This window comes from Caballeronia sp. NK8, from assembly GCF_018408855.1.
Classification (GTDB): Bacteria; Pseudomonadota; Gammaproteobacteria; order Burkholderiales; family Burkholderiaceae; genus Caballeronia.
The window spans coordinates 1,534,926-1,556,583 of sequence record NZ_AP024322.1; the positions used below are offsets into that span (position 1 = coordinate 1,534,926).

Below are 21,658 nucleotides of genomic sequence, written 5' to 3' on the forward strand. Positions count from 1 at the left end.
ATGATGCGCGCCCGCCACGTTCTTCTGCTCCTGCTCGTACTTCTCGCGATGACCACGCGCGCCGCCTCGGCCGAGCCGGTCGCGACGATCACCGCGCTCGTCGGCAACGTCGCGATCCAGTCGGCGGGCGGCGCGCAGCGGGTCGCGGCGGTCGGCGGCGGCATCGACAACGGCGACACCGTGCAGACCGGCGTCGCGTCCGAGATCGTGATGATCTTCACCGACAAGCAGCGCGTCTATCTGAAGCCAGGCTCGGTGTTTCGCGTCGACGATTTCCATTACGCCGCGAATACGCCGCAGGAGGACCGCAGTTTTCTGTCGCTCGTGAAAGGCGGATTGCGCGCGGTGGACGGTCTCGTCGCGAAGGAAGGCAAGCCGGAGAACTATCGCGTGAAGACGCCGACCTCGACCATCGGCATACGCGGCACGGAATACTCCGTCACCGATTGCGCCAACCTCGAACCGGGCGGCAACGCGGATTGCAAGGGCGATCAGATCGTCGTCTATGACGGGCAGATCGTCGTGATCAATCAGGTCGACCGGCAGATCGTGCGCGCGGGCGAAGGCGCGATCGTCATCAGCGCGCGGCTGCCGTTCGGCGTGCTGCCGGCGTCGCGGGTGACGCCGGTGGTGCCGTCGGCGGCGTGCCGCTAGCGAGAACCGCGATGAGCGAGAACGCGAGCCACGGCACGGAAATCATGCGCGCATCGCAGTTGAACGCAGCGCTTGCGTCCTTCGCCATCGACACGCTCGCGGGCGTGCTCACGGCGCTGCTCGCGCTCGCGTATGCCGCGGGCTACGGCGCGATGATCTTCTCGGCAGGCCTCACGCCGTGGCTTCCCGCCGGCATGCCGACCGCGCTCCTGAGCTGCGTGATCGTCTCGCTCGTGATCGCGTTGACGAGTTCGGTGCCCTTCATGATCGCCGGCCCCGATTCGAACGCGACGGCGCTGCTCGCCGGACTGGCCGCGTCCGTCGCGCTGTCGGTGCACGCCGCGGGCGGCGACGACAGCGCCGTGCTCGCCACCGTGCTGATGCTGATTGCGGTGTCGTCGCTGACGACGGGCGCGCTGCTGTTCGCGCTCGCGCACTGGAAACGCGGCAACGCGATCCAGTACATCCCGTTTCCGGTGATCGGCGGCTTTCTCGCGGGCACCGGCCTGCTGCTGCTCGAAGGTGCGCTCCGCGTGCTCACCGATGCGCCCGTCGGCGCCGCCACGTTTGGCATCTTCATGGCGCTGCCGTGGCTCGCGAGCGTGCCGGCGCTCGTCGTGGGCATCGGGCTGCTGGTGCTCACGCGCATCACGCCGCTGTCGCGCTATGTGATCGTATTGCCGTCGATGATCGCGCTAGGCATCGCGATCTTCTATGGCGGGCTGCACAGCATGGGCAAGAGCCTGGAAGACGCACGCCACATGGGCCTGCTCTTTCACTACGAGCCGGTCACCGGCATGCGGCTGCCGTTCCTGCTGCTGCACGACGCGTGGCTGCCGACACTCTTCTCGCGCGCCCCCGAGATTCTCGCCGTTGCGGCCGTCTCGGCGATGACCGTGCTGCTCAACACGACGAGCATCGGCGTGACGGCCTCGCGCGACGTCGACTTCAATCGCGAGATGCGCGCGGCCGGCATCGCGAACGTGCTGACCGGACTGGCGGGCGGGCTCGTCGGCGCGCAATCGATGACGCGCACGATGACCAACTGGCGACTCGGCGTGAGAGGCCGGCGCGCGGGTGTGCTCGCGGCGCTCTTCTGCTTCGTCGTGATCGCGCGCTTTCCGAGCCTGATGGCGCTGTTGCCGAAGCCGGTGCTGGTCGGGCTGCAGATCTTCATCGGCGCGGCGATGCTGATCGAATGGCTCGTCAACGCGTTCCGGCGTCTGCCGTGGCACGACTATCTGCTGATTCCCGCGATCATGGTGATCATCGCGGCGTACGGGATCGTCGCGGGCGTGCTGCTCGGCGTGATCGCCGCGTGTCTGCTGTTCGTGGTGCGCTATGGGCGCGTGAACTGCTTTCGCCTCGAATTCGACGGGCGCGGGCGGCGTTCGAACGTCGAGCGCACCGTCGACGAAAACCGCGTGCTCGATGCCGAGGCGCGCGCGCTCTACGGTGTCGCGCTGCAGGGCTTCCTGTTCTTCGGCACCGCGTATTCGATTCTCACGCATATCCGCGCGCGCATCGAAGGGCCCGCCGATACCGTGCGTTACGTGCTCGTCGATTTTGCGCGCGTGCATGGCGTCGATGCGTCGAGCACCGCGAGCTTCGTGCGGCTGCGCCAGGCGTGTGCGCGCGCGAACGCGCAGCTCGTGCTGACCGGGCTGTCGCCGATCCTGAAAGCGTGGTTCGCCAAGGGCATCACCGATACGAGAGGCGCGAGCGGACCGCATGAATTCGCCGATCTCGACGGCGGCCTCGAATGGATCGAAACGCAGATGCTGCACGCGGCGAAACCGTCGCGCGATGCACGCAAAGGCGCGTTCGCGTCGACGCTGCCGGACACGCTCGACATGCTGCGTCCGCATCTCGACACGCTCACGCTCGCGCCCGGCGAATACGTGTTCCGGCAAGCCGATCCGGGCGATTCGATCTACTTCGTCGAAACGGGACGCGTGACGGTCGCGCTGTCGGTCGGCGACGGACGCACCTTGAGACTGCGCAGCTTCGGCGCGGGCACGATCGTCGGCGAGATGGCCGTGTACACCGGCGCGCGGCGCAGCGCGGACGTCGTCGCCGATGAACCGACGGTCGTGCTGCGCCTCGCCCTCTCGACCCTGCAACGCCTCGAAAACGACGATCCCGCGCTCGCCGCGCGCATGCACAAGTTCGTCGCGCGCGTGCTGGCGGCGCGGCTCGTCGTTGCGAACGAGCAGATCCGGGCCGCGCAATGAGCACGCGCGAGCCGCTCGCGTTCGTGCTGCGACGCTCGGGCGCGCGCTGGGCGCTGGGGCTCGCGATCGTCGTCGCGCTCGCGGGACACGCACTCGGGCGTTACGACATCCGCTTCGTCGATTCACTCGACGCGATGATCTACGACGCCAAAGTGCGCCTCTTCATGCCGCGCACGACGGACCCGCGCATTGCGATCCTCGACATCGACGAGAAGAGCCTCGCGGAACTCGGCCGCTGGCCGTGGGATCGCGCGCGCATGGCGGAACTGGTGAGTGCGCTGTTCTCGCGCGAGCGCATCGCCGTGCTCGGCTTCGACATGGTGTTCGCCGAACCCGATGCGAGTTCGGGCCTCGCCGTGCTAGACGGCCTCGCGCGCGGCGCGCTCGCGGACAACGCCGCTTACCGTCAGGCGCTCGAACGGCTCGCGCCGCGCCTCGACTACGACCAGCGCTTCGCCGATGCGCTCGCGGGCCATCCTGTCGTGCTCGGCTATTACTTCTCGAATCAGGATGTGTCGAGCGGTGCGATTCCCGCGCCGCTGATGCGCGAGGGCGCGTTCGGCGTGCATCCCTTCACGCTGTTCGACTGGACCAGCTACGGCGGCAACCTGCCCGCGCTGCAACAGGCCGCGAGACGCGCGGGCTACTTCAATCCGGTGATCGATTTCGACGGCTCCGTGCGGCGCGTGCCGCTCATCACCGCGCATCAAGATGGCGTCTACGGCGCGCTCTCGCTCGAAGTGATCCGCGCGCTTTTCGGCGACGCGTCCGTCACCCCGCTGTTCGGCAACCCGACCGATCCGGCCGCGCCGCTCGAAGGCCTCGCGCTCGCGACGCCGCGCGGCACGCGCGTCATTCCCGTCGATGAGAACGGCGCCGCGCTGGTGCCGTATCGCGGCATCGCCGGCAGCTTCCCCTACTATTCGATCGCCGATGTGCTCGCGCAGCGCATCCCGGCGCGCGCGCTCGCGGGCAAGATCGTGCTCATCGGCACGACGGCACCCGGCCTGATGGATCAGCGCACGACGCCCGTGGGCGAGGTCTATCCGGGCGTCGAAGTGAACGCGAACCTGATCGGCGGCATGCTCGACGGCACGATCCGTTTCGTGCCGCCGTTCGCCGCGAGGTTGCAGGCGCTCGCGCTCGCCGTCGCCGGCGTCGCGATGATTTTTCTGTGGCCGTGGCGCGCGCCCGCTCGCGCGACGCTGTTGGTCGCGATCCTGTTCGGCGCGATCGTCGCGGCGGATCTCTTTGCGTTCGGGCGGCTCGGCTGGTCGCAGCCGTCAGCCTCGCTGCTGCTCGCCGTGCTCGCGCTCTACGTGCTCAACATGTCGTACGGCTATTTCGTCGAGGCGCGCGCGAAGCGCCATTTCGCCGCGCTGTTCGGGCAATACGTGCCGCCCGAACTCGTCGAGGAAATGAGCCGCCATCCCGAGGACTACAGCATGGCGGGCCGCCGCGCGGAACTGACCGTGCTCTTCTGCGACGTGCTCGGCTTCACCGCGATTGCCGAAACGCTCGAACCCGAAGCGCTCGCGCGCCTGATGAACGAGTATCTCGGCACGATGACCGAAGTGATCCGCGCGCATCGCGGCACGCTCGACAAATACATCGGCGATGCGATCATGGGCTTCTGGGGCGCGCCCGTCGACGATCCGGACCATGCGCGCCATGCGGTCGCGGCGGCGCTCGGCATGCGCGCGGCGCTCGTCGAGCTGAACCGCACGCTCACGGCGCGCGGCTGGCCGACCTTGTCGATCGGCATCGGCATCAATACGGGGCCGATGACGGTCGGCGACATGGGCTCGTCGGTGCGCAAGGCCTACACGGTGATGGGCGATGCGGTCAACGTCGCGGCGCGGCTCGAAGGACTCACGCGGCGCTTCGATATCGACATCATCGTCGGCGAGGCGACCCGCGAGCAGGCGCCGCAGATCGTGTTTCGCGAGATCGATCGCGTGCGCGTGAAGGGCCGCGTCGCACCGATCGCGGTGTTCGAGCCGCAACCGCAGCACGAACATGCCGATGCGCTCGCGCGCTGGCATGCGGCGCTCGCCCACTATCGCGCGCGCGAGTGGGACGAGGCGGAAACGCTACTCGCGACGCTCGCGGCGCAGTATCCTGAGCGACAGGTGTATGCGATCTATCGCAGGCGCATCGATGCGCTGCGCGGCGTCGCGTTGCCCGAGGACTGGGATTGCGTAAGCGCATTCGATACGAAATGAACTCACAGGCGGACGCATCATGAAGGTTCGGGTACTCGGCTGTAGCGGCGCGATCGGCAGCGGCGCGGACGCCGCCCATGACCCTGGCGGCACGACGGCGCTGCTCGTCGATGACGACATCATGATCGATGCCGGCACGGGCGTCGCCGTTTTGAGCGATGACGAACTCGCGCGTATCGATCATGTGTTCCTCACGCATTCGCATCTGGATCACATCGCGTATCTGCCGCTCATGATCGACGCCGTGGGCGATGCGCGCGATGCGCCGCTGACCGTCCACACGAGCCGCGCGACGCTCGATATTCTGCGCGCGCATATCTTCAACAATCTGATCTGGCCGGACTTCACGCGCATTCCATCGCCCGATTCGCCAGGGGTGAGGTTCGAAGCGCTGGAAGTCGGCGAGTGTTGGGCGCTGAATGGGCGCGTCGTGACGGCATTGCCTGCGCGGCATACGGTGCCATCGATGGGCTTTGCGGTTTCGAGCGGACAGGCGTGCCTCGCGTTCAGCGGCGATACGACGACGAATCCCGAGTTCTGGGCGACGGTGTCGGCGTTGCCGGGATTGCGTCATGTGATCGTCGAGACTGCGTTTCCGGATGCGCAGATTGCGTTGGCGCATGCGGCGCAGCACTATTGCCCGAGGCTTATCGCGGATGATGTGAGAGGCGTCGGGATGAAGGCCGAGTTGCTGATTTCGCATCTGAAACCGCCGCACGGCGCGCAGATTCTCGATGAGTTGCGCGCCGCATTGCCGGGCGTTGAGCTACGGGCCTTGCAGGCGGGAGAAGTGCTGACGTTGTGATGTCGCCAGCCCGTTCAGCGCGAGCCCGCCGCTCCCCGGCGTTCGATGGAGCGAACGTTATCGCTGATCGGCGTGACATTCGACGCCGCAGCCGGCAGCAGATCGCCCTTCACGATCGCCCGCACCGTCCCGACGATCAAGGCTCCGATAAGCACGTTGGCAGCAACGAACGCCACCGGCGCAATCCACACCATCGGCCCGGTTGCGCCGCGTTCGAGCATTCTGATCGCCATCGTCGGCAATGCGGCTGCGCCGAAGCTGAACGCCCAGTACGAAGGCGTGAACGCGTGCTGACGAATCCACGGTACGAGCCGCGTCAGCATCAACGCCTGATAGAGACCATAGCCGAGCATCATGTAAGCGAACATGTCCGGTACGCCGTGCGTGATCGCGAGATACGACACGCCTCCCACCACCGGCGGCGCAAGCTGAATGCCGAGGGTCGGGCGCAGCGCGTCAGGCAGCGCTTCATGCACGGCGGCGCGATGCAGCACGATCGATTCGATCGCGAGCCACGAAAACACGCCCGCACCGAAGAACAACATGCCGATCTGCGTGAACCCCAGACCCGCCGCTGCCGTTCCCGCGACGAAGCTCGGCGCGACCGTCGGCAGATAGACGGCCGGCGTGGTCAGCTCGGGCTTGCGGCCGCCCTGCCAGAATCGTCCATGCAGATAGGCACCGAGCGCAAGCGAACTCAGCGCGCCGAGCGCGAACAGCGCAATGGCCAACTCACGCGAATAGGTCTGCACCGCTTGCGCGGCGAGCATCGCCGATACCGGCACGAGCGCCGCGAAGGAAGACTGCACCGGATGACGCATCTCCGCGATGGCCGCATCCCGTTCGACGAGCCATTTGCGTCCATAGCCGACCAGCATCGCGAACCACACGACGAGCGCCGCCGCCGTCAGAAACACGGGCAACGCATCGGGAACCGTCCACACACGAGCCGCTGCCCGCCAGGCGCCCGCGAGCGCCAGAAAACCCACAGCGATGCCGAAGAACGCCACAGGCATCGGTGCGCGATTGTTCGTACCATTGGTGCCATTCATTGCCCTTCTCCCTGGATTTGCGTGGAAAGCGCGGGGCGCGCTCTCATTGCGTCGATGGAGAAAGGTTAGTTGCGGCGGCCTTGCGCGCGAATGTCGCGGCGTCTCGTTCGGCTGCTCGCGCGTCTCAAATCATTCGCCGCCGCGCAGTTTCACCGCGATGTCGTGCCAGTCCCGCACCGCGTGTTTCAACTCGCGGCACAGTCGCGGATCGAGTGCGTTCAGACGTGACCACAAGTCGTCGAGCTTCTTGTCGCGCGCCTCGAACACGGCCACCGCCGCAAGCCTGCTGGCGCCCGAAAGCCGCGCCTCAGCGTCGACGCACTCCATGTAGAGTTGCGCGAGATGTGAATCGGCCAGTTCGACCGCGCGCAGATGAACGTCGGTAAAGCGTGACTTCATGATGGTATCCCCGGCACTCTTCTAGTTATCGACGTGAGTGCTTTCGCATCACGATTGCGGGACAGTATGAAGGTCCGCTGAAAGCCAGCACAAGCGGGAACATGCGCGCTGCGTGCGCCAGGAATCAGCAAACGTTGTCGTATCGGCTCATCGATCACTTCGATACGAACGCGTCGATGTGCCGCGCGAGTTCGATCGGATACTGGAACATCAGGGCGTGCCCCGCGTCCGCGACCACGTCGAGCCTTGCGCGCGGAATCATCTGTTCGAGACGGCGCGCGTTGGCATCCGCGAGGACCTCGTCGTTCGCGCCCGCGATGATCAGTGTGCGCGTCGGCAAGCGGCGCAAGGCAACGGCCGCGACGGAATCGGCGAACCAGCGCGTCATCGCCTGATTCTGCTGGGCGGCGACTGCATCGGGCACGGGTCTGCCCTTGTAGTCGCGCGGCGCGAACATGTCGCCGACGAAGCACTTCGACGCCGCGACGGCATCGGCGGGAAACAGCACGCCCATGATCTTGCCGAAGGCATCGGCGCCGGAACTCGACAGCACCTGCTGCACCTCGGGCGTCAAGGGCACCGCCTGCGGCCCCGGCGGCGCAGTGGCGATCAGCGTCAGCGATGCGACTTTCTCGCGCGCGTCGAGCGCGAGTTGCTGCGCGATCATGCCGCCCATCGACCAGCCGACCACGTCGGCACGTTGCAGCTTCAGGCCCGCGATGACATCGGCGGCGTCGGCGGCCATGTCGTGGATGCCGTAGTCGGGACCGAAGCGCCCTGCCACTGTGGCCGAGCGTCCGACACCGCGATTGTCGAATACGATGACCTCATGATGCTTCGCGAGTTCGCCCAGAAAATACGCGTTCCATTCGCCGAGCGTCGCGCGATAGCCTGTGATGAGCAGAAGCGGCGTTCCGTGCCCGAAGCGCGCGTAGCCGATCGGCCCGTTTCTGCCTTGCACGGTTTTCACCTTCACGGCGGCGTTGTGGTCGGGTCGAGCGGTCTGCAAGCCGCAGAGTTGATCCCGGCCGAAGGAGACGTCATCGGCGAATGCGGCCGAAGCGAGCGCCCATGTGACAACAGCGAAGCACGACGACACGACACGGGCGAGCGGTATGGGCTTCATCCAATGCTCCGGGCAGAACAAAAAAATGCGGCGCGCGCAATGACAGCGGGGAATAATAGGCGGCGAATCACGCGCCTTCAACAAGAGCTCAAGAAAAAGGAGTGCAAGCGAATGAATCGATTTTTCCGCTCGTGTCTCGTTCCCGTTGCCGCGCTCGCGCTCGCCGCGTGCAGCACGCCCGTCGAGTTCTCGGCCAGCGCGAATCCGCCTTCATGGAACGACGCTGACGCCAACGCCGATTTCAGCGGGATGGACAACTCGATGTCCGCTTGCAAGGCCACCGCGAAGCAGGCGGGCGTTGGCCGCTGTACACAGGTGCGGGCCTATGAGGCATGTATGAAGGACAAGGGCTATATCACCGTGCTCGGGCCGGAAAATCCGCCGAACTGCGGCCAGCCGGAATGGGAGCAGGATGTGCGTAAGTGGCTGAAGTGACGAGGTTTTGGGCCGGGTCGGCGGATTCGTTTGAGGAATGCTTTTGCCGGATCCCGTGATCGCGGGGGTCGATTGGCGTTGCCCCTGTGCGGGGCGGCAGTCACTTTCTTTGCTGCTGCAAAGAAAGTAACCAAAGAAAGCAGCTCGAGACGCCCGCGGTCACACGCAATTTAGGTGTTCTTCTCGTTGTTCGTGGCCTCTGTAGCGAGTGCCTTCGTAGGCCTAACCCGGCTTGGACCGCGCACGGTCTGACAAGCTAGTACCCAAGGGACGCTGGTTCAGCACGAAACAGTTCCGGCACAGCGCTACGCGCTGCCGTAGGGTATGCAAGGGAAACCATTGGTATGGATAACTTGGTATGGAAGCACGCGCGCACCCGATAAACCCGTCGGCCGCGAAGCGGGCCGGAGCCGTTTCGTGCTGAACCAGCCACGCGGGCAGCGCGATGTGTCAGACCGTGCGCGGTCCAAGCCCGGCCTGGCCTACGAGGGCACTCGCTACTGCTGCGCCAAGACCGATCGCCTGTGCCGCGGCCGGCATGAAGTACTTTGGATGGGGAAAGCTGCTTTCTTTGGTTACTTTCTTTGCAGCAGCAAAGAAAGTGACTGCCGCCCCGCACAGGGGCAACGCCAATGAACCGACGCGAAAACGGGATCCGGCGAAAACCTACCTTCGATTCGCTATGCGCATAAACAGCACATAAAGCAACGCCCCCACCACCGCCCCGATCAACCAGCCGAGATTATTCGGCGGCAACAGCTTGAGCATCTGCGTAGACAGCTCCCAACCGACCGAAATCACGCCCGACACCAGCAACGCCGCGAGCCCCACCTTGTTCCAGCCGCCGTCGTAGTAAAAGCGCCCGCCCGGCTGCATCGTATAGAGATCGGCGGTCCGCACCTGCTGTCGCTTCACGAGGTAGTAATCGGACATCATCACGCCATACATCGGCGCCAGCACGGCCCCGAACACCGAGACGAAAATCGTAATCGCCTTCGGGCTGTCGACGAAAATCCACGGGCACACGATCACCGCGAGTATCGACGCAATGAGTCCGCCCTTCTTGAAGTCCACATGCTTCGGAAACAGATTGGCGATGTCATACGCCGGCGACACGAAGTTGGCGACGATATTGATGCCCATCGTCGCGATGATGAACGTGATGCTGCCGATCGCCACCCACACTTTGTTCTCGATGCGCGACACGATCTCGACCGGGTCCATGATCATCGTGCCGAACACCTTCTCGCTACCCGCCGTGACGATCACCGTGATGATTGCGAATGCAACGAAATTGAACGGCAGCCCGAGAAAATTGCCGATCTTCATCTGCCGCTCGCTCTTCGCGAAGCGCGAGAAGTCGCCAAAATTCAAAAGCAGCGCCGCGAAGTAACTCACCACGAGCAGGATCGCGTTGATCATCGCGTGCAATTGCTCGTCGCCGGACAGCACCTTGCCCGACAGCGTGAGGTTCAGGCTGCCAAGCCCCGCGCGATACAGAATCCAGCCCATCAGCACGAACATCACCACATACACCGCCGGCCCGCAAAAATCGATGAACTTGCGGATGATCTCCATGCCGCGCTGAAAGATGATGAGCTGCAGGAGCCACATGAAGAGAAAGCTCACCCAGCCGAGCATGTCGAGCCGCATGAAGCTCGTATCGCGCCAGGCGATGACGGACGGCACGAACAGGAGCAGCAGGGTCGCTACGGCCTTCGACGCGAAATACGTCTGCACGCCGTACCACACGATCCCGACCACACCGCGAATCAGCGCGGCGAGATTCGCGCCCATCACGCCCATCGAGACGCGCGCCATCACCGGAAACGGAATGCCGTGCCTGAGGCTCGGCTTGCCGACCCAGTTCATCAGCACATAGACAACGAGAATGCCGATGGTGAGCGCAAGCAACACCTGCCAGCCCGAGATGCCGAGCAGAAAGAGGCTCGCAGCAAAGGTATAACCGCCGACGCTGTGCACATCCGACATCCACATCGCGAAGATGCTGTAGCCGTTCCAGGTGCGTTTCGCGCGCGGCACGGGCGCGAGGTCGTGGTTGTAAAGACGTTCGTCGGCGTCGACGATTTCAGCGTCGGCGCCGAGCGCGGCGGCGTCGGCGGCGGAGGTTGCGTGGGATGCGGCCATGGTGTCCTCCAGTGCCTTCGACGGGCTCGTGTTATGTACTCAGAGTAATCCATCAAATGCCGAAGGTGAAACGGAGTCGCCGCTTATTAAAGTCCAATCGTGCGCCTGCCGTTATGCGGAGCATGAGAAAAAAACGCCTGAACTCCCGCGACATGAACGACGCCTTCGCCGCCGCAGCCGAGGCGCTCGCGCTCTTCTGCCGATTGCGCAACGTCGACGCCGCCGATCTGCCCGCGCCCGAGGTGGACATCATGCTTGATCTCGCGTTCGAGGAAGCCGCGCAGCAGGCCGCGGCGCGCAGTGAGGCGCGCAGGCCGGGCTGACGCGCGCCCTCCGCCCTCCGCGCGCATGGGTGCGAAACTTGCTGATCCGCACAGGATGGGCAGCGTTCGCGCCGCGGAGGTCCCATGTCGAAGATTCTCGGCCCCGTGCTGGGTCCGCAGGTAAGAAGCGTCGCCCGAAATCCGTTCGGCTTCGTGTTACGAACGCTGAAGGCTTTTCGCGCGAACCAGGGTTTGCTGCTGGCGGGCGCGGTGGCGTATTACGCGTTGCTGTCGATCGTGCCGATGCTGATCCTGATCGTCATCGTGCTGTCGAAGTTCGTCGGACAGCAAGCCTTGCTCGATACGCTCGCGCATCTGCTCGAATGGCTCGTGCCGGGACAGGCGCGCGCGATCGTGCGCGAACTCGCCAATTTTCTCGCCCATCGCGCCGTGCTCGGCTGGGTGCTGCTGGTCACGATGGTCTTCTTCAGCTCGCTCGCCTTCACCGTGCTGGAGAACGCGATGTCCGTGATCTTCGTGCATCGCGTCGCGATCCGCCGCCGGCATTTTCTGCTCTCCGCGCTCCTGCCCTACTGCTACATCCTGTTTCTCGGCGTCGGCATGCTGATCGTCACGCTCGTGTCGAACGGCCTGCAGGCGATGGGCACCAACAGCGTCGATCTGCTCGGCGTCGAGGTGTCGCTCAAAGGCGTGTCGCGGCTGTTGCTCTATCTGCTCGGCGTCGCGGGCGAGATTTTCGTGCTCACGTCGATCTATCTCGTGATGCCGGTCGGCCGGCCGTCCGTGCGGCTCGCGCTGCTCGGCAGCATCACGGCGGCCGTGCTCTGGGAAATCACGCGGCATGTGCTCGTCTGGTATTTCGCGACGCTTTCACAGGTGAGCGTCGTGTATGGCTCGCTGACCACGTCGATCGTCGTGCTGTTCAGCCTCGAAGCGCTCGCCACGCTGCTGCTCTTCGGCGCGCAGGTGATCTCCGAATTCGAGCGCTTCGGCATGGAAGGCAATGCGCCGCCGCGGCCCTTCACCACGGACTGAGGCGGCGCAGCATGTCTTTACGGCTGGCACGCGATACAGTGAGCACGCTCCCCTCAGCGCTCAGCCGATGCCCAATCTCAGGTCCGACGCCGTCTCCTCCGTGCCTTCGTCCCACGGCGCGCGCATCGCGCTGTTGACCGTCGTCGCGATGCTCGCCTTCGCCGGCAATTCACTGCTGTGCCGGCTCGCGCTCAAAGGCACGCAGATCGACGCGGCGAGTTTCACGCTCGTGCGCATCGCGTCGGCGGCGCTCGTGCTGGGAGTCATTCTGCTCGCGCGTGGCGGCGATCGATCCAGCGCGCGCCGCGCCGGAAGCTGGCGCTCGGCGCTCGCGCTGATCGTCTACGCGATGGCGTTTTCCTTTGCCTACGTGCGGCTCGCGGCGGGCGCGGGCGCGCTGCTGCTGTTCGGCGCGGTGCAGGCGACGATGATCGGCTACGGCATCGCGACCGGCGAGCGGCTCGCCGTCGTTCAATGGCTCGGCCTGCTGCTGGCGCTCGCCGGGCTCGTCTGGCTCGTGCTGCCGGGGCTCGCCGCGCCCGAGCCGCTGTCATCGGCGCTGATGATCGTGGCGGGCGTCGGCTGGGGCGTGTATTCGCTGCGCGGACGCGGCCAGACCGATCCGGTCGCGGCGACGGCAGGCAACTTCCTGCGCGCGCTGCCGTTCGCGGTGGCCGTCTCCGCGCTGGCGTTCACGACTGCACGTTTCGATCGCGCGGGCGTTGTCTATGCCGCCGCGTCGGGCGCGTTGACCTCGGGCCTCGGTTATGTCGTCTGGTACGCGGCACTGAAAGGATTGAAACCCGCCGTGGCCGCCACGGTGCAACTGAGCGTGCCCGTCATCACGGCGGCGGGCGGTGTCCTGCTGCTCGGCGAGGCGCTCACGGCGCGGCTCGCCGCGAGTTCCGTCGCGATACTCGGCGGCATCGCGCTCGTCGTGTTGCCGAAACGCCACTGAGCCAGCGCGCGCCGCTGCGCGCGGTCACGCCTCGCCATCACCCGTATGTGCGCAAGCTCACATACGCGGGACGACTTCCTCTGAAGAATGATGCATGACCGATCCATCAAAAAAAGGGGTGGAACGAAGGATGCTAGGGTAGTGGTTCGAACATGCTCCCCGTCGCGAGTGCGTCGGGCGTCGCATGACAGTCGCATCGGCGTTTCGCTGCCGCATCGCTAAGCCTGATTGTCGCGCTGTGTGGTGCGAGTTACATTGTTTGGCAAAATTCAGCCGGTGGGCGCGAGCCGAACCGGCAACGGCTGTTATGTCCGACGAAGCCGCATCGCGTTCATCGATTCATATGATGGAATGCGCTGTATTTCGCGCCATTCGCGCTGTATCGGACCCTGCGCGTGCATCCGACGCCGCGGTCCGATGAATCCGTACTGGGAGAGCGCTGTCATGCCTCACCACGCAAAGCTGCCCGAAGAGACTGTCGCGGACCACGCGAGTCCCGCGAACGATCCCACTGTCATCAACCTGCCCGAGCCTGCAATCGATTACGACGACGACCGTGGACCCGTTCGCGCGCCGCTGCGCTTCGGGCGTCTGGCCCTGTGGATGGCGTCGGCGACAGCGCTCGGCATTGGCGTGCTCGGCACCGTCGCGTACAGCATGTGGTTCAACCACGACCAGCGCGTCTACGCCGAAGCGATGGCAAGCGCACGCAGCACGCTCGGCATCGACCAGCCGGCCATCGCCGCCGCGCAGACGCAGTCGTCGGGCATGGTGGAAGCGCCTAGTACGGCTGCCATCCCCGGCTATACGAGCACGTACGCGACGAACGACGGACCGGCGCCCGTCGATACCGCATCGCTCGCCGACAACGTACCCGCCGACGATAACCCGCCGCTCGCCGATGCGTCGGACAGCGCGGGCGCGGCCGGCGCCGCAGCGCTCGCGACGGTCGCCGCCGCAACCTCCGCGCAGACGCAATCTCAACAGCAGAGCGCCGCCGCGCAGCGCCGTGGCAACCCGTCGGCGACCCAGCAGGCCGCGGCGAACCGCGCGAGTCAGTCCAGCCAGTCCGCACAGGCGCGCAAGCGTCAGGCGCACGCGAAGCCCGAAGGCGGGCTGTTCGCGCGCGTGGGCGCATTCTTTCATCGAGTGAGCTATCGAAACAATGTCCCGAACCGTCAGCGAGAGGAGTATTCCCGCCCCTGAGGGGACACTGGCAACGCGGGTGCGGCGCGCGTTCGAACGCGCGCGCATGCCGGGCCCCGCGCCGCTCGCGGGCGCGGCGTTGCTGTGCCTTCTGATCGGCCTGCTGTTCCTGGCGTTGCAGGTCCGTGCGATCTTCTCCGCGCAGTTGCAGCAGGAATACGTCGGGCTGGTGCTCGAAGCCGTCGAGCGCGCCGACGCCGCCCGCGCCGCTGCACTTTCGCTGCAGAGCGTGCCCGCCGGCGATCCGCAGCATCAGGCCGCATATCGCGACGCGCGCCTGGAACTGGCCGCACGGCTCGCCGCGCTGCATGCGCTCGTTTCATCGAGCCCGATGCCGGCGCCGTTCGTGCCTTCGGCCGTGCTCTCGCCAGCCACCGCGCTCGGCGAAGCGAGTTCCGCGCTCGATTCCACCTATGCCTGGTGGCGCACCGCGCGCGATCGTACGAGCGAGGACGTGCGCGAGCGCATCCTGAGCGTGTCGCATACGCTGATCGCGTTGTCGGCGATCGTCTTCGGCGTGCTCATCACCGCGCTCGGCATGTATGCCAAGCGCAACCGGCAGCTTCTCGGCATCTCGAACGAATTCGAGCAGGCGTCGCTGCATGATCCGATGACGGGCCTGCCCAATCGCCGCAAGCTCTTCGCGGCGCTGGAGGAGGCGGCCAACGCGCTCGCGGATAACACGCGCGGCGCGGCGCGCATCGCCGTGCTGTATATCGATCTCGATGGCTTCAAGCGCGTCAACGATACGCACGGCCACCGCATCGGCGACGAGTTTCTGATCGCGGTATCGCGCCGTTTTCGCCAGACGGTGCGCGGCGGCGATCTGGTCGCGCGCATCGGCGGCGACGAATTCGCGCTGCTCGTGCGCGAGTTTTCGAGCGATGGCGAGCTCGCCGCGATCGCGCAACGAATCATCGCGTGCGTCGGCGAGACCGACGCGCAGATGGGGCTGTCGATCGTGCGCGCGAGTATCGGCATCGCGAGCTTTCCGGATCGCGTCAACGATTACTGGCGGCTCGTGGCCGCCGCCGACGAGACCATGTACACCGTCAAGCGCAATGGCAAGAACGGCTACGCGTTCGCGTCGGCGCCCGCTGCCTGATACCTGTTTCTACGCGGCGGCGCGCAGATCCTCTTCGCCGCCCAGCGCGTCCGTCAGCGCCGACAGCATGCGCGCAAGCTCGCCCGTCATCAGGATGAAGTCGGACTCGAAGCGCTCGTCGTCGTTGGTCGCGGTGGGATCGGCGGCTTCCTTGATGACGTCGAGCGCGCTTACGCGCTTCAACGTCAGCGACGGCGTGAGCACGTAGGACACGCGGTCGTTCCATGTCATCGCAAGACGCATGCACTGTTTGCCCGCTTCGATATGGCGGCGCATGTCCTCCGTTTCGAGCGCGTGGCCGACGTAGCGCACCGTGGCGTTGCCCTCGCCGGTCGAGCGCAGTTCGGTATCGCGGTCGAGCGTGAAGCCGGCGGGCGCGTCGCCGGAGAGCAGCCACTCGGTCATCGCGGATACCGGCGCGCGCGCGGTGCGTACGCTCGCGAGCGGCAGATCGGTGACGGATTTCACGAGCAGGCCGATGATGTCGTCGCACAGCGTCGCCGATGCCGAATCGATCGCCAGCCAGCCGTTCACCGGATCGATCCACACCCGCGTGTCGCGGCGAATGCTGAAGGCGCGCGGCAGGAGTTCATCGGTGATTTGTTCTTTCAGCTCACGCAACTGCTTTCGGCCGGGTTTGAAGCCTTGCTGCTCTTCGAGCTCGGCCGCGCGCTCCTTCACGAATTGCGTGACGACCGACGCGGGCAACAGCTTTTTCTCCGCCCGATAAGTGATGAGCATCTGACGATTCGCCGTGTAGACGAGCGCATCGTCGCCGCGCGGCGAAACCCAGCCGCGACGCTCGTTCTCGATGCTCGACGCGGCGCTGAAGGCAAGCGGCTCGAGCCACTGCTGCATTTGATTCGGCGTGACGGACCAGTGTGCGGGAAGACGGTGAAGCTGGAGATTCTTGAACCACATGGCGGGATTTCGATGTAGTCGGAAAGGGGCGCCATTCTATACGAGTGAGCGATTCGCGATGAGTCGGCCTGAAAGTGCGCGGTGTGCGGGGTTTTCGGTATATACGGCAATGCCGTATAATCGATACGATATACACGATCATCGAAACCGCGGTTTTCCAGCGCTACGCCGACGAAATCTGGCAAGACCCGGAGCGCGAGGCATTCATCGTATGGCTTGCGAATAATCCGCTGGCGGGCGCCGTGATTCCCGGCACGGGAGGATTACGCAAGGTTCGCTGGACCACGCCCGGCAAAGGAAAGCGCGGCGGCGCGCGCGTCATCTACTACAACCTCCTGGACGACGGCGAGATCTGGCTCTTGATCGCATACTCAAAGACGAAATTCGACAATCTGCCAGCAACTTTCCTCAACCAGCTTCGTGAGGCAATTCAACATGGATAAGGAACTCGAAGAATTTCAGGCCGACCTCCTTCAATCGGTTCGCGACATGAAGAAGGGTCGTGCAGCACGCACGACCCGCGTCGAACCGACCGTCGCAGCGTTGGCGCGCGCGAAGGTCGGCGTGTCTCAGTCGGAGTTCGCCGCGTTGCTCGGTGTTTCCATCCGCACGTTTCAGGACTGGGAACAAGGCCGTCGCAATCCGACGGGCGCGGCTCAAACACTCTTGCGCGTTGCCGTGGCGCATCCCGAGGCGCTGCGCGATCTTCCGCGCGCGGCATAGTGAACGGAGGGATTACCGGGGCGTACGTCCCGGCACGATCCGCCACTGCAGATTCACCCCCGCCGCCGCGAGCAGAATGAGCACCGCCCCGGCCACTTGCAGCCATGCGAGCCTTTGCCCGAACGCGAGCCAGTCGACCACGATCGCGACCACCGGATAGATGAACGACAGCGCGCCCGTCGTCGCGGTCGGCAGCTTCTGGATCGCGCCGTAGAGCAGCACGTACATGAGTCCCGTGTTGACGACGCCGAGCACGACGAGATCCGACCATCCGCCCAGCGACGCGGGCATCTGATCGAAGCGCGCGAACGGCGCGAGCATGACGATGCCGAACAGCACATGCAGCATCGCGATCAGATGCGGCGGCGTGCCCTTCAGACGCTTCGTGACGATCGACGAGATCGCGTAAAGAAAAGCCGCGCCGAGCGCATACGCGATGCCTTCGAGATACTGTCCCGGCGTCGCCAGCACGGCGGGCTCGACGCGCACCACCATCACGAGTCCGATGAACGCGATGCCGAGCCACGCGAGTGTCGACGCCGACACGCGCTCGCGCAGCACCAATGCGCCCAGCGCGACGAGCATGAACGGCTGCGTGTTGTAGACAGTGGTCGCCATCGAGATCGACGCGCGCGAGTACGCGGCGAACAGCAACAGCCAGTTGCCGACGATCGCCACACTGCCGAGCGCGACGAGCCCGATCATGCGCCACGAGAAATAACGTTTCTTCAGAAAGCCCAGCGCCGCGCATACGGCGATGAGCGTCGCCCCGCCGAACACGCAGCGAAAAAACACCACGTTCCACGGCGTCTGTCCCGAGGACACGACCAGCCAGCCGATCGTGCCCGACATCAGCATCGCGAGCGACATCTCGATCGCGCCGCGGCGCAGCTCATTTGCGTTCGATGCGCCGCTAAAGCGCGCATTGATTCTGTCGGTGTTCATTCTGGTTCTGCCATGCAGGTTTCGATGCCTTCAAGTCTATCGATGCGCTTTGCCCAAAACCATGCCTAAAATGAGGCACGCACATCTTTCGACCTTTGAATCGAAGGCCATCATGGGAAAGAACCTAAGCATCCCGCCACCGACGGGTATCGACGCCATCGATCGCGAACTCATCGGCGTGCTCGCGAGCGACGGACGTATCGCGATCAGCGAGCTTGCAAAGCGCGTCGGCCTGTCGGCGCCGAGCACCGCCGAGCGCGTGCGACGGCTCGAAACGCAAGGCGTGATTCGCGGCTTCACCGTCGATATCGATCCGCGTGCGCTCGGTTACACGCTGCAGGCGATCGTGCGCGTGCAGCCGCTGCCCGGACAACTGCATCTCGTCGAAGAAGCGATCAGGCGTATCCCCGAATTCGTCGAATGCGACAAGGTGACCGGCGACGACTGCTTCGTTTGCCGCCTCCATCTGCGCTCGATCGAACATCTCGACGATATTCTCTCGCGCGTCACCGAGCGCGCCGCGACGAGCACGGCCATCGTGAAGGCGACGCCGATCGAAAGACGTCTGCCTCCGCTCGGCTGACTGGCGCGTTTTTACCTGCAGACGAACGGCGTTACACTAGGGTCATGCGCGACAGGAGCGAACACATGAGTGACTTCGACGCCAACCGCACCTTCCGCGGGCTTCCGCTGACTGCTGAGCAGGATGCCGAAGTGCGGCACTACATCAAGAAAAAGAAGCAGCGCGGCGAACCGTGGGATACGCCGGAGCTGGAGGCGATGCTGCACGACATGCTGGAGCCGCCCGCCGACGAGGACGGCATCATCGACGACGACGCCGAAGAGGAAACGCGCTCGGTGGCGGAGCGCGCGTCGGCGTCCATCGACGAGGGCATGGACCCGATCGAAAACAGCGAGGAATGGAACGCCGCGCGGGAAGCCGAGGCGATGAAAGGGCCGAGGCGCTGAAATGTCTTCTCGCGCCGCAACAAAGACAAGGCGCCGGTCCGTGCCGGCGCCTTGATCACTTACTTCAGGATGCACTACGCTTTCAATGCCTGTGCCGCCAGTCGCGCGGTGGATGCGAATCCAGCCAGCGTGCCTTCGGGGTCTGGATATGCGGGTGTCGGTGATGCATCACGAGAACCACCGCGATGCATAGCACCAGGACGATTCCCGCCAACAGGCTGATCATCGGCTCGGCCATCGCGTCCTCCTCTATAGGTCTTGGAGCGATGCCTCTATTGTAGGCGCAGATCGTCGCGCCGGAGTCAGCGTCAGCGTGCCGCCTCCTTGTGTCCTATAGTGCTTTTGCACGTCTGCTTCGCAGTCAAGCAAATCCACTGGGAGACGCACATGGCAACATGGAAACCGGACCCGAGCTTCTATCCTTCCCCGCGCCTCGCGGCCAAGGCGCCGCGTGAAACACTCGCCTACGTGGCGACGTTCGATCCCGAGCGCAAGACGCCGGACAAAATCGCCGTCGTCGATGTCGATCCCGATTCACCCGACTATACGAAGATCGTCGGCGAACTCGCGATGCCCGATACCGGCGACGAACTGCATCACTTCGGCTGGAACGCGTGCTCGTCCTGTCTGTGCCCGAACGCGCCGCATCCGCACATGGAGCGGCGCTATCTCGTCGTGCCGGGGCTGCGCTCGTCGCGCATCCATATCCTCGACACGAAGCCCGATCCGAAGAAGCCCGTCATCGTGAAGACGATCGAGCCTGAAGAACTCGCGGAAAAAACCGGCTATACGCGCCCGCACACCGTGCACTGCGGACCGGGCGGCATCTACGTCACGGCGCTCGGCAACGCCGAAGGCAAGGCGCCGGGCGGCGTGCTGATCCTCGATCAGCAGAGCTTCGATCCGCTCGGCCGCTGGGAGGTGGATCGCGGCCCGCAGCAACTCGCGTACGACGGCTGGTGGCATCTCGGCTACGACACGATGGTCACGAGCGAATGGGGCACGCCCGACACCTTCGAGGACGGCCTCGTCCCCGAAATACTGCTCGGCGCGAAGTACGGACGCAAGCTGCATTTCTGGGACTTCACGAAGCGCAAGCACATTCAGGAAATCGACTTCGGCGACGAATATCAGCTCGTGTTCGAGCTGCGTCCCGCGCACGATCCGACCAAGGCATATGGCTTCGTCAACTGCGTGATCAGCCTGAAGGATCTGTCGTCGTCGATCTGGACCTGGTATCGCGACAAGGACAAATGGGCGGTGAAGAAGATCATCGACATACCCGCCGAGCCCGCCGACGCCGATGCGCTGCCGCCGCTGCTCAAGGGCTTCGGCGCGGTGCCGCCGCTCGTCTCGGACATCGATCTGTCGATGGACGACCGCTTTCTCTACGTGTCGTGCTGGGGCACCGGCGACATGCTGCAGTACGACGTCTCCGATCCGTTCGCGCCGAAGCTGACGGGCAAGGTTCGCATCGGCGGCGTGGTCGCGCGCGCAACGCATCCGGGCGCGGCGAACGGTGCGTTGAACGGCGGCCCGCAAATGGTCGAAGTGAGTCGCGACGGCCGCCGTGTCTACTTCACGAATTCGCTGTACGGCGCGGTGGATGCGCAGTTCTATCCCGATGGCATCGAAGGCTGGATGGTGAAACTCGACGCCGATCCGAACGGCGGCCTCGCCGTCGACGAGAAGTTTTTCATCGACTGGCCGAAAGGACAGCGGCCGCATCAGATCCGGCTGCAGGGCGGCGATTGCTCGTCGGATTCCTACTGTTACCCCTGACACGCCACGAGCCGCCTCGCATGGACGCCGCCTCGCCCGCGCTCCTCTTCACCGCCGCGGGCCTCGGCGCGTTTCACGGTCTCAATCCCGCGATGGGATGGCTCTTCGCCGTCGCGCTCGGGCTCTATGCGCGCAGCCGCCGAGTCGCGCTCGTGTCGCTCGTGCCGATCGCACTGGGTCATGCAGCGTCGGTCGCGCTCGTGCTGGCAGGCGCGCTCACGCTCGGCACGTTTATCGGCCACGACATGCTCGCGCGCGCTTGCGGGGCGCTTCTGATCGGCTGGGGCGCGTGGAGCGTGTGGCGCGGGCATCGCGGACGCCCGACCGTCGGCATGCGCACCGGGCTCGCAGGGCTCGCGCTGTGGTCCTTCGTGATGTCGAGCGCGCACGGCGCGGGGCTGATGCTCGTGCCGGCGCTCCTGCCGCTTTGCACGGGCAAGGTGGCCGGGCAGGCGTTCGAGGCCAGCGCGCTCGCGCTGACGGTGCATACCGGCGCGATGCTGGCGGTGATCGCCGCGATCTCCATGTTCGCGATGTCGGTTCAGGAGCGCGGCGGGCTCGGCTTCCTACGCAGCGGCTGGATCAACATCGACTGGTTGTGGAGCGCCGCGCTGATCGGATGCGGCGTGTTTCTGCTCGTTTAGCCGATCGA

General features: G+C 65.2%; 23 protein-coding genes. 16 read left to right on the forward strand and 7 right to left on the reverse strand.

Annotated elements, in window-relative coordinates:
- The 4 genes from NK8_RS07400 to NK8_RS07415 are packed head-to-tail and all read left to right on the forward strand — an operon-like array spanning position 1 to position 5,918.
- The gene (locus NK8_RS07400) at positions 1-654 is read left to right on the forward strand and encodes a FecR domain-containing protein (protein WP_213225899.1); all 654 of its coding nucleotides are present in this window, start codon (positions 1-3) and stop codon (positions 652-654) included.
- 11 nt (positions 655-665) lie between these two features.
- Positions 666-2,888 carry an SLC26A/SulP transporter family protein gene (locus NK8_RS07405; RefSeq protein ID WP_213225900.1) on the forward strand — a complete coding sequence of 741 codons (2,223 nt, stop codon included), beginning with the start codon at positions 666-668 and terminating at the stop codon, positions 2,886-2,888.
- Positions 2,885-5,113 (forward strand): CHASE2 domain-containing protein, encoded by a 2,229-nt coding sequence (locus NK8_RS07410; protein ID WP_213225901.1) that lies wholly within the window; start codon positions 2,885-2,887, stop codon positions 5,111-5,113. Before NK8_RS07405 ends, NK8_RS07410 begins: the two co-directional genes overlap by 4 nt.
- 19 nt (positions 5,114-5,132) lie before the next feature.
- Positions 5,133-5,918 (forward strand): 3',5'-cyclic-nucleotide phosphodiesterase, encoded by a 786-nt coding sequence (locus NK8_RS07415; protein WP_162065656.1) that lies wholly within the window; start codon positions 5,133-5,135, stop codon positions 5,916-5,918.
- A 14-nt stretch (positions 5,919-5,932) separates the two neighbouring features.
- Here the strand turns inward: NK8_RS07415 and tehA are convergent, their stop codons facing one another.
- From tehA to NK8_RS07430, 3 genes are all read right to left on the reverse strand, one after another.
- Positions 5,933-6,970, reverse strand: a complete 1,038-nt coding sequence (gene tehA, locus NK8_RS07420) for a dicarboxylate transporter/tellurite-resistance protein TehA (protein WP_213225902.1) — start codon at positions 6,968-6,970, stop codon at positions 5,933-5,935.
- Between the two features lie 129 nt (positions 6,971-7,099).
- Positions 7,100-7,369: a hypothetical protein gene (locus NK8_RS07425; protein WP_162065658.1), complete on the reverse strand. Its 270-nt coding sequence runs from the start codon at positions 7,367-7,369 to the stop codon at positions 7,100-7,102.
- A gap of 154 nt (positions 7,370-7,523) precedes the next feature.
- Positions 7,524-8,495: an alpha/beta fold hydrolase gene (locus NK8_RS07430; protein WP_213225903.1), complete on the reverse strand. Its 972-nt coding sequence runs from the start codon at positions 8,493-8,495 to the stop codon at positions 7,524-7,526.
- Between the two features lie 111 nt (positions 8,496-8,606).
- Between NK8_RS07430 and NK8_RS07435 the strand changes: the two genes are divergently transcribed.
- Entirely contained in the window at positions 8,607-8,930 is a 324-nt protein-coding gene (locus tag NK8_RS07435; RefSeq protein ID WP_213225904.1) for a hypothetical protein, read from the forward strand.
- 666 nt (positions 8,931-9,596) lie between these two features.
- Here the strand turns inward: NK8_RS07435 and NK8_RS07440 are convergent.
- Positions 9,597-11,078 (reverse strand): NCS1 family nucleobase:cation symporter-1, encoded by a 1,482-nt coding sequence (locus tag NK8_RS07440; RefSeq protein WP_174257993.1) that lies wholly within the window; start codon positions 11,076-11,078, stop codon positions 9,597-9,599.
- Between the two features lie 152 nt (positions 11,079-11,230).
- Here NK8_RS07440 and NK8_RS07445 point away from each other — a divergent pair, with 152 nt between their 5' ends.
- The 5 genes from NK8_RS07445 to NK8_RS07465 all read left to right on the forward strand — a co-directional run bounded on the left by NK8_RS07445 (position 11,231) and on the right by NK8_RS07465 (position 15,666).
- Positions 11,231-11,401, forward strand: a complete 171-nt coding sequence (locus NK8_RS07445; protein WP_213225905.1) for a hypothetical protein — start codon at positions 11,231-11,233, stop codon at positions 11,399-11,401.
- Positions 11,402-11,485: 84 nt separating this feature from the next.
- Entirely contained in the window at positions 11,486-12,397 is a 912-nt protein-coding gene (locus NK8_RS07450) for a YihY/virulence factor BrkB family protein (protein ID WP_162065662.1), read from the forward strand.
- A gap of 67 nt (positions 12,398-12,464) precedes the next feature.
- Positions 12,465-13,355: a DMT family transporter gene (locus NK8_RS07455; protein ID WP_213225906.1), complete on the forward strand. Its 891-nt coding sequence runs from the start codon at positions 12,465-12,467 to the stop codon at positions 13,353-13,355.
- A 444-nt stretch (positions 13,356-13,799) separates the two neighbouring features.
- Positions 13,800-14,561, forward strand: coding sequence for a hypothetical protein (locus NK8_RS07460; RefSeq protein WP_213225907.1), 762 nt, complete (start codon positions 13,800-13,802; stop codon positions 14,559-14,561).
- Positions 14,562-14,607: 46 nt separating this feature from the next.
- Entirely contained in the window at positions 14,608-15,666 is a 1,059-nt protein-coding gene (locus tag NK8_RS07465; RefSeq protein ID WP_213225908.1) for a GGDEF domain-containing protein, read from the forward strand.
- A 9-nt stretch (positions 15,667-15,675) separates the two neighbouring features.
- On the opposite strand, the gene NK8_RS07470 is transcribed toward NK8_RS07465, so the two are convergent.
- Positions 15,676-16,587 carry a recombination-associated protein RdgC gene (locus NK8_RS07470; protein ID WP_213225909.1) on the reverse strand — a complete coding sequence of 304 codons (912 nt, stop codon included), beginning with the start codon at positions 16,585-16,587 and terminating at the stop codon, positions 15,676-15,678.
- A gap of 128 nt (positions 16,588-16,715) precedes the next feature.
- Here NK8_RS07470 and NK8_RS07475 point away from each other — a divergent pair, with 128 nt between their 5' ends.
- Both NK8_RS07475 and NK8_RS07480 read left to right on the forward strand, forming a co-directional pair.
- On the forward strand, positions 16,716-17,030 hold the full coding sequence (locus NK8_RS07475; RefSeq protein WP_213228547.1) for a transcriptional regulator: 315 nt from the start codon (positions 16,716-16,718) through the stop codon (positions 17,028-17,030).
- Entirely contained in the window at positions 17,023-17,310 is a 288-nt protein-coding gene (locus NK8_RS07480; RefSeq protein ID WP_213225911.1) for a DNA-binding transcriptional regulator, read from the forward strand. The genes NK8_RS07475 and NK8_RS07480 overlap by 8 nt, the downstream gene beginning before the upstream one ends.
- Before the next feature lie 12 nt (positions 17,311-17,322).
- Here NK8_RS07480 and NK8_RS07485 read toward each other — a convergent pair whose 3' ends face one another.
- Positions 17,323-18,255 carry a DMT family transporter gene (locus NK8_RS07485; protein WP_213225913.1) on the reverse strand — a complete coding sequence of 311 codons (933 nt, stop codon included), beginning with the start codon at positions 18,253-18,255 and terminating at the stop codon, positions 17,323-17,325.
- 112 nt (positions 18,256-18,367) lie between these two features.
- Between NK8_RS07485 and NK8_RS07490 the strand changes: the two genes are divergently transcribed.
- Together NK8_RS07490 and NK8_RS07495 are read left to right on the forward strand one after the other, a co-directional pair.
- A complete protein-coding gene (locus NK8_RS07490; protein WP_213225915.1) occupies positions 18,368-18,838 on the forward strand; it encodes an Lrp/AsnC family transcriptional regulator in 471 nt (156 codons plus the stop codon).
- A gap of 65 nt (positions 18,839-18,903) precedes the next feature.
- Complete coding sequence (locus NK8_RS07495; protein ID WP_162065670.1) at positions 18,904-19,224, forward strand: hypothetical protein; 321 nt, start codon at positions 18,904-18,906, stop codon at positions 19,222-19,224.
- Between the two features lie 82 nt (positions 19,225-19,306).
- Here the strand turns inward: NK8_RS07495 and NK8_RS07500 are convergent, their stop codons facing one another.
- Positions 19,307-19,462, reverse strand: a complete 156-nt coding sequence (locus NK8_RS07500) for a hypothetical protein (protein ID WP_160147456.1) — start codon at positions 19,460-19,462, stop codon at positions 19,307-19,309.
- A 149-nt stretch (positions 19,463-19,611) separates the two neighbouring features.
- Between NK8_RS07500 and NK8_RS07505 the strand changes: the two genes are divergently transcribed.
- Both NK8_RS07505 and NK8_RS07510 read left to right on the forward strand, forming a co-directional pair.
- Entirely contained in the window at positions 19,612-21,006 is a 1,395-nt protein-coding gene (locus NK8_RS07505) for a selenium-binding family protein (RefSeq protein WP_061176058.1), read from the forward strand.
- Positions 21,007-21,026: 20 nt separating this feature from the next.
- The gene (locus tag NK8_RS07510; protein ID WP_213225916.1) at positions 21,027-21,650 is read left to right on the forward strand and encodes a hypothetical protein; all 624 of its coding nucleotides are present in this window, start codon (positions 21,027-21,029) and stop codon (positions 21,648-21,650) included.
- Positions 21,651-21,658: the final 8 nt, after the last annotated feature.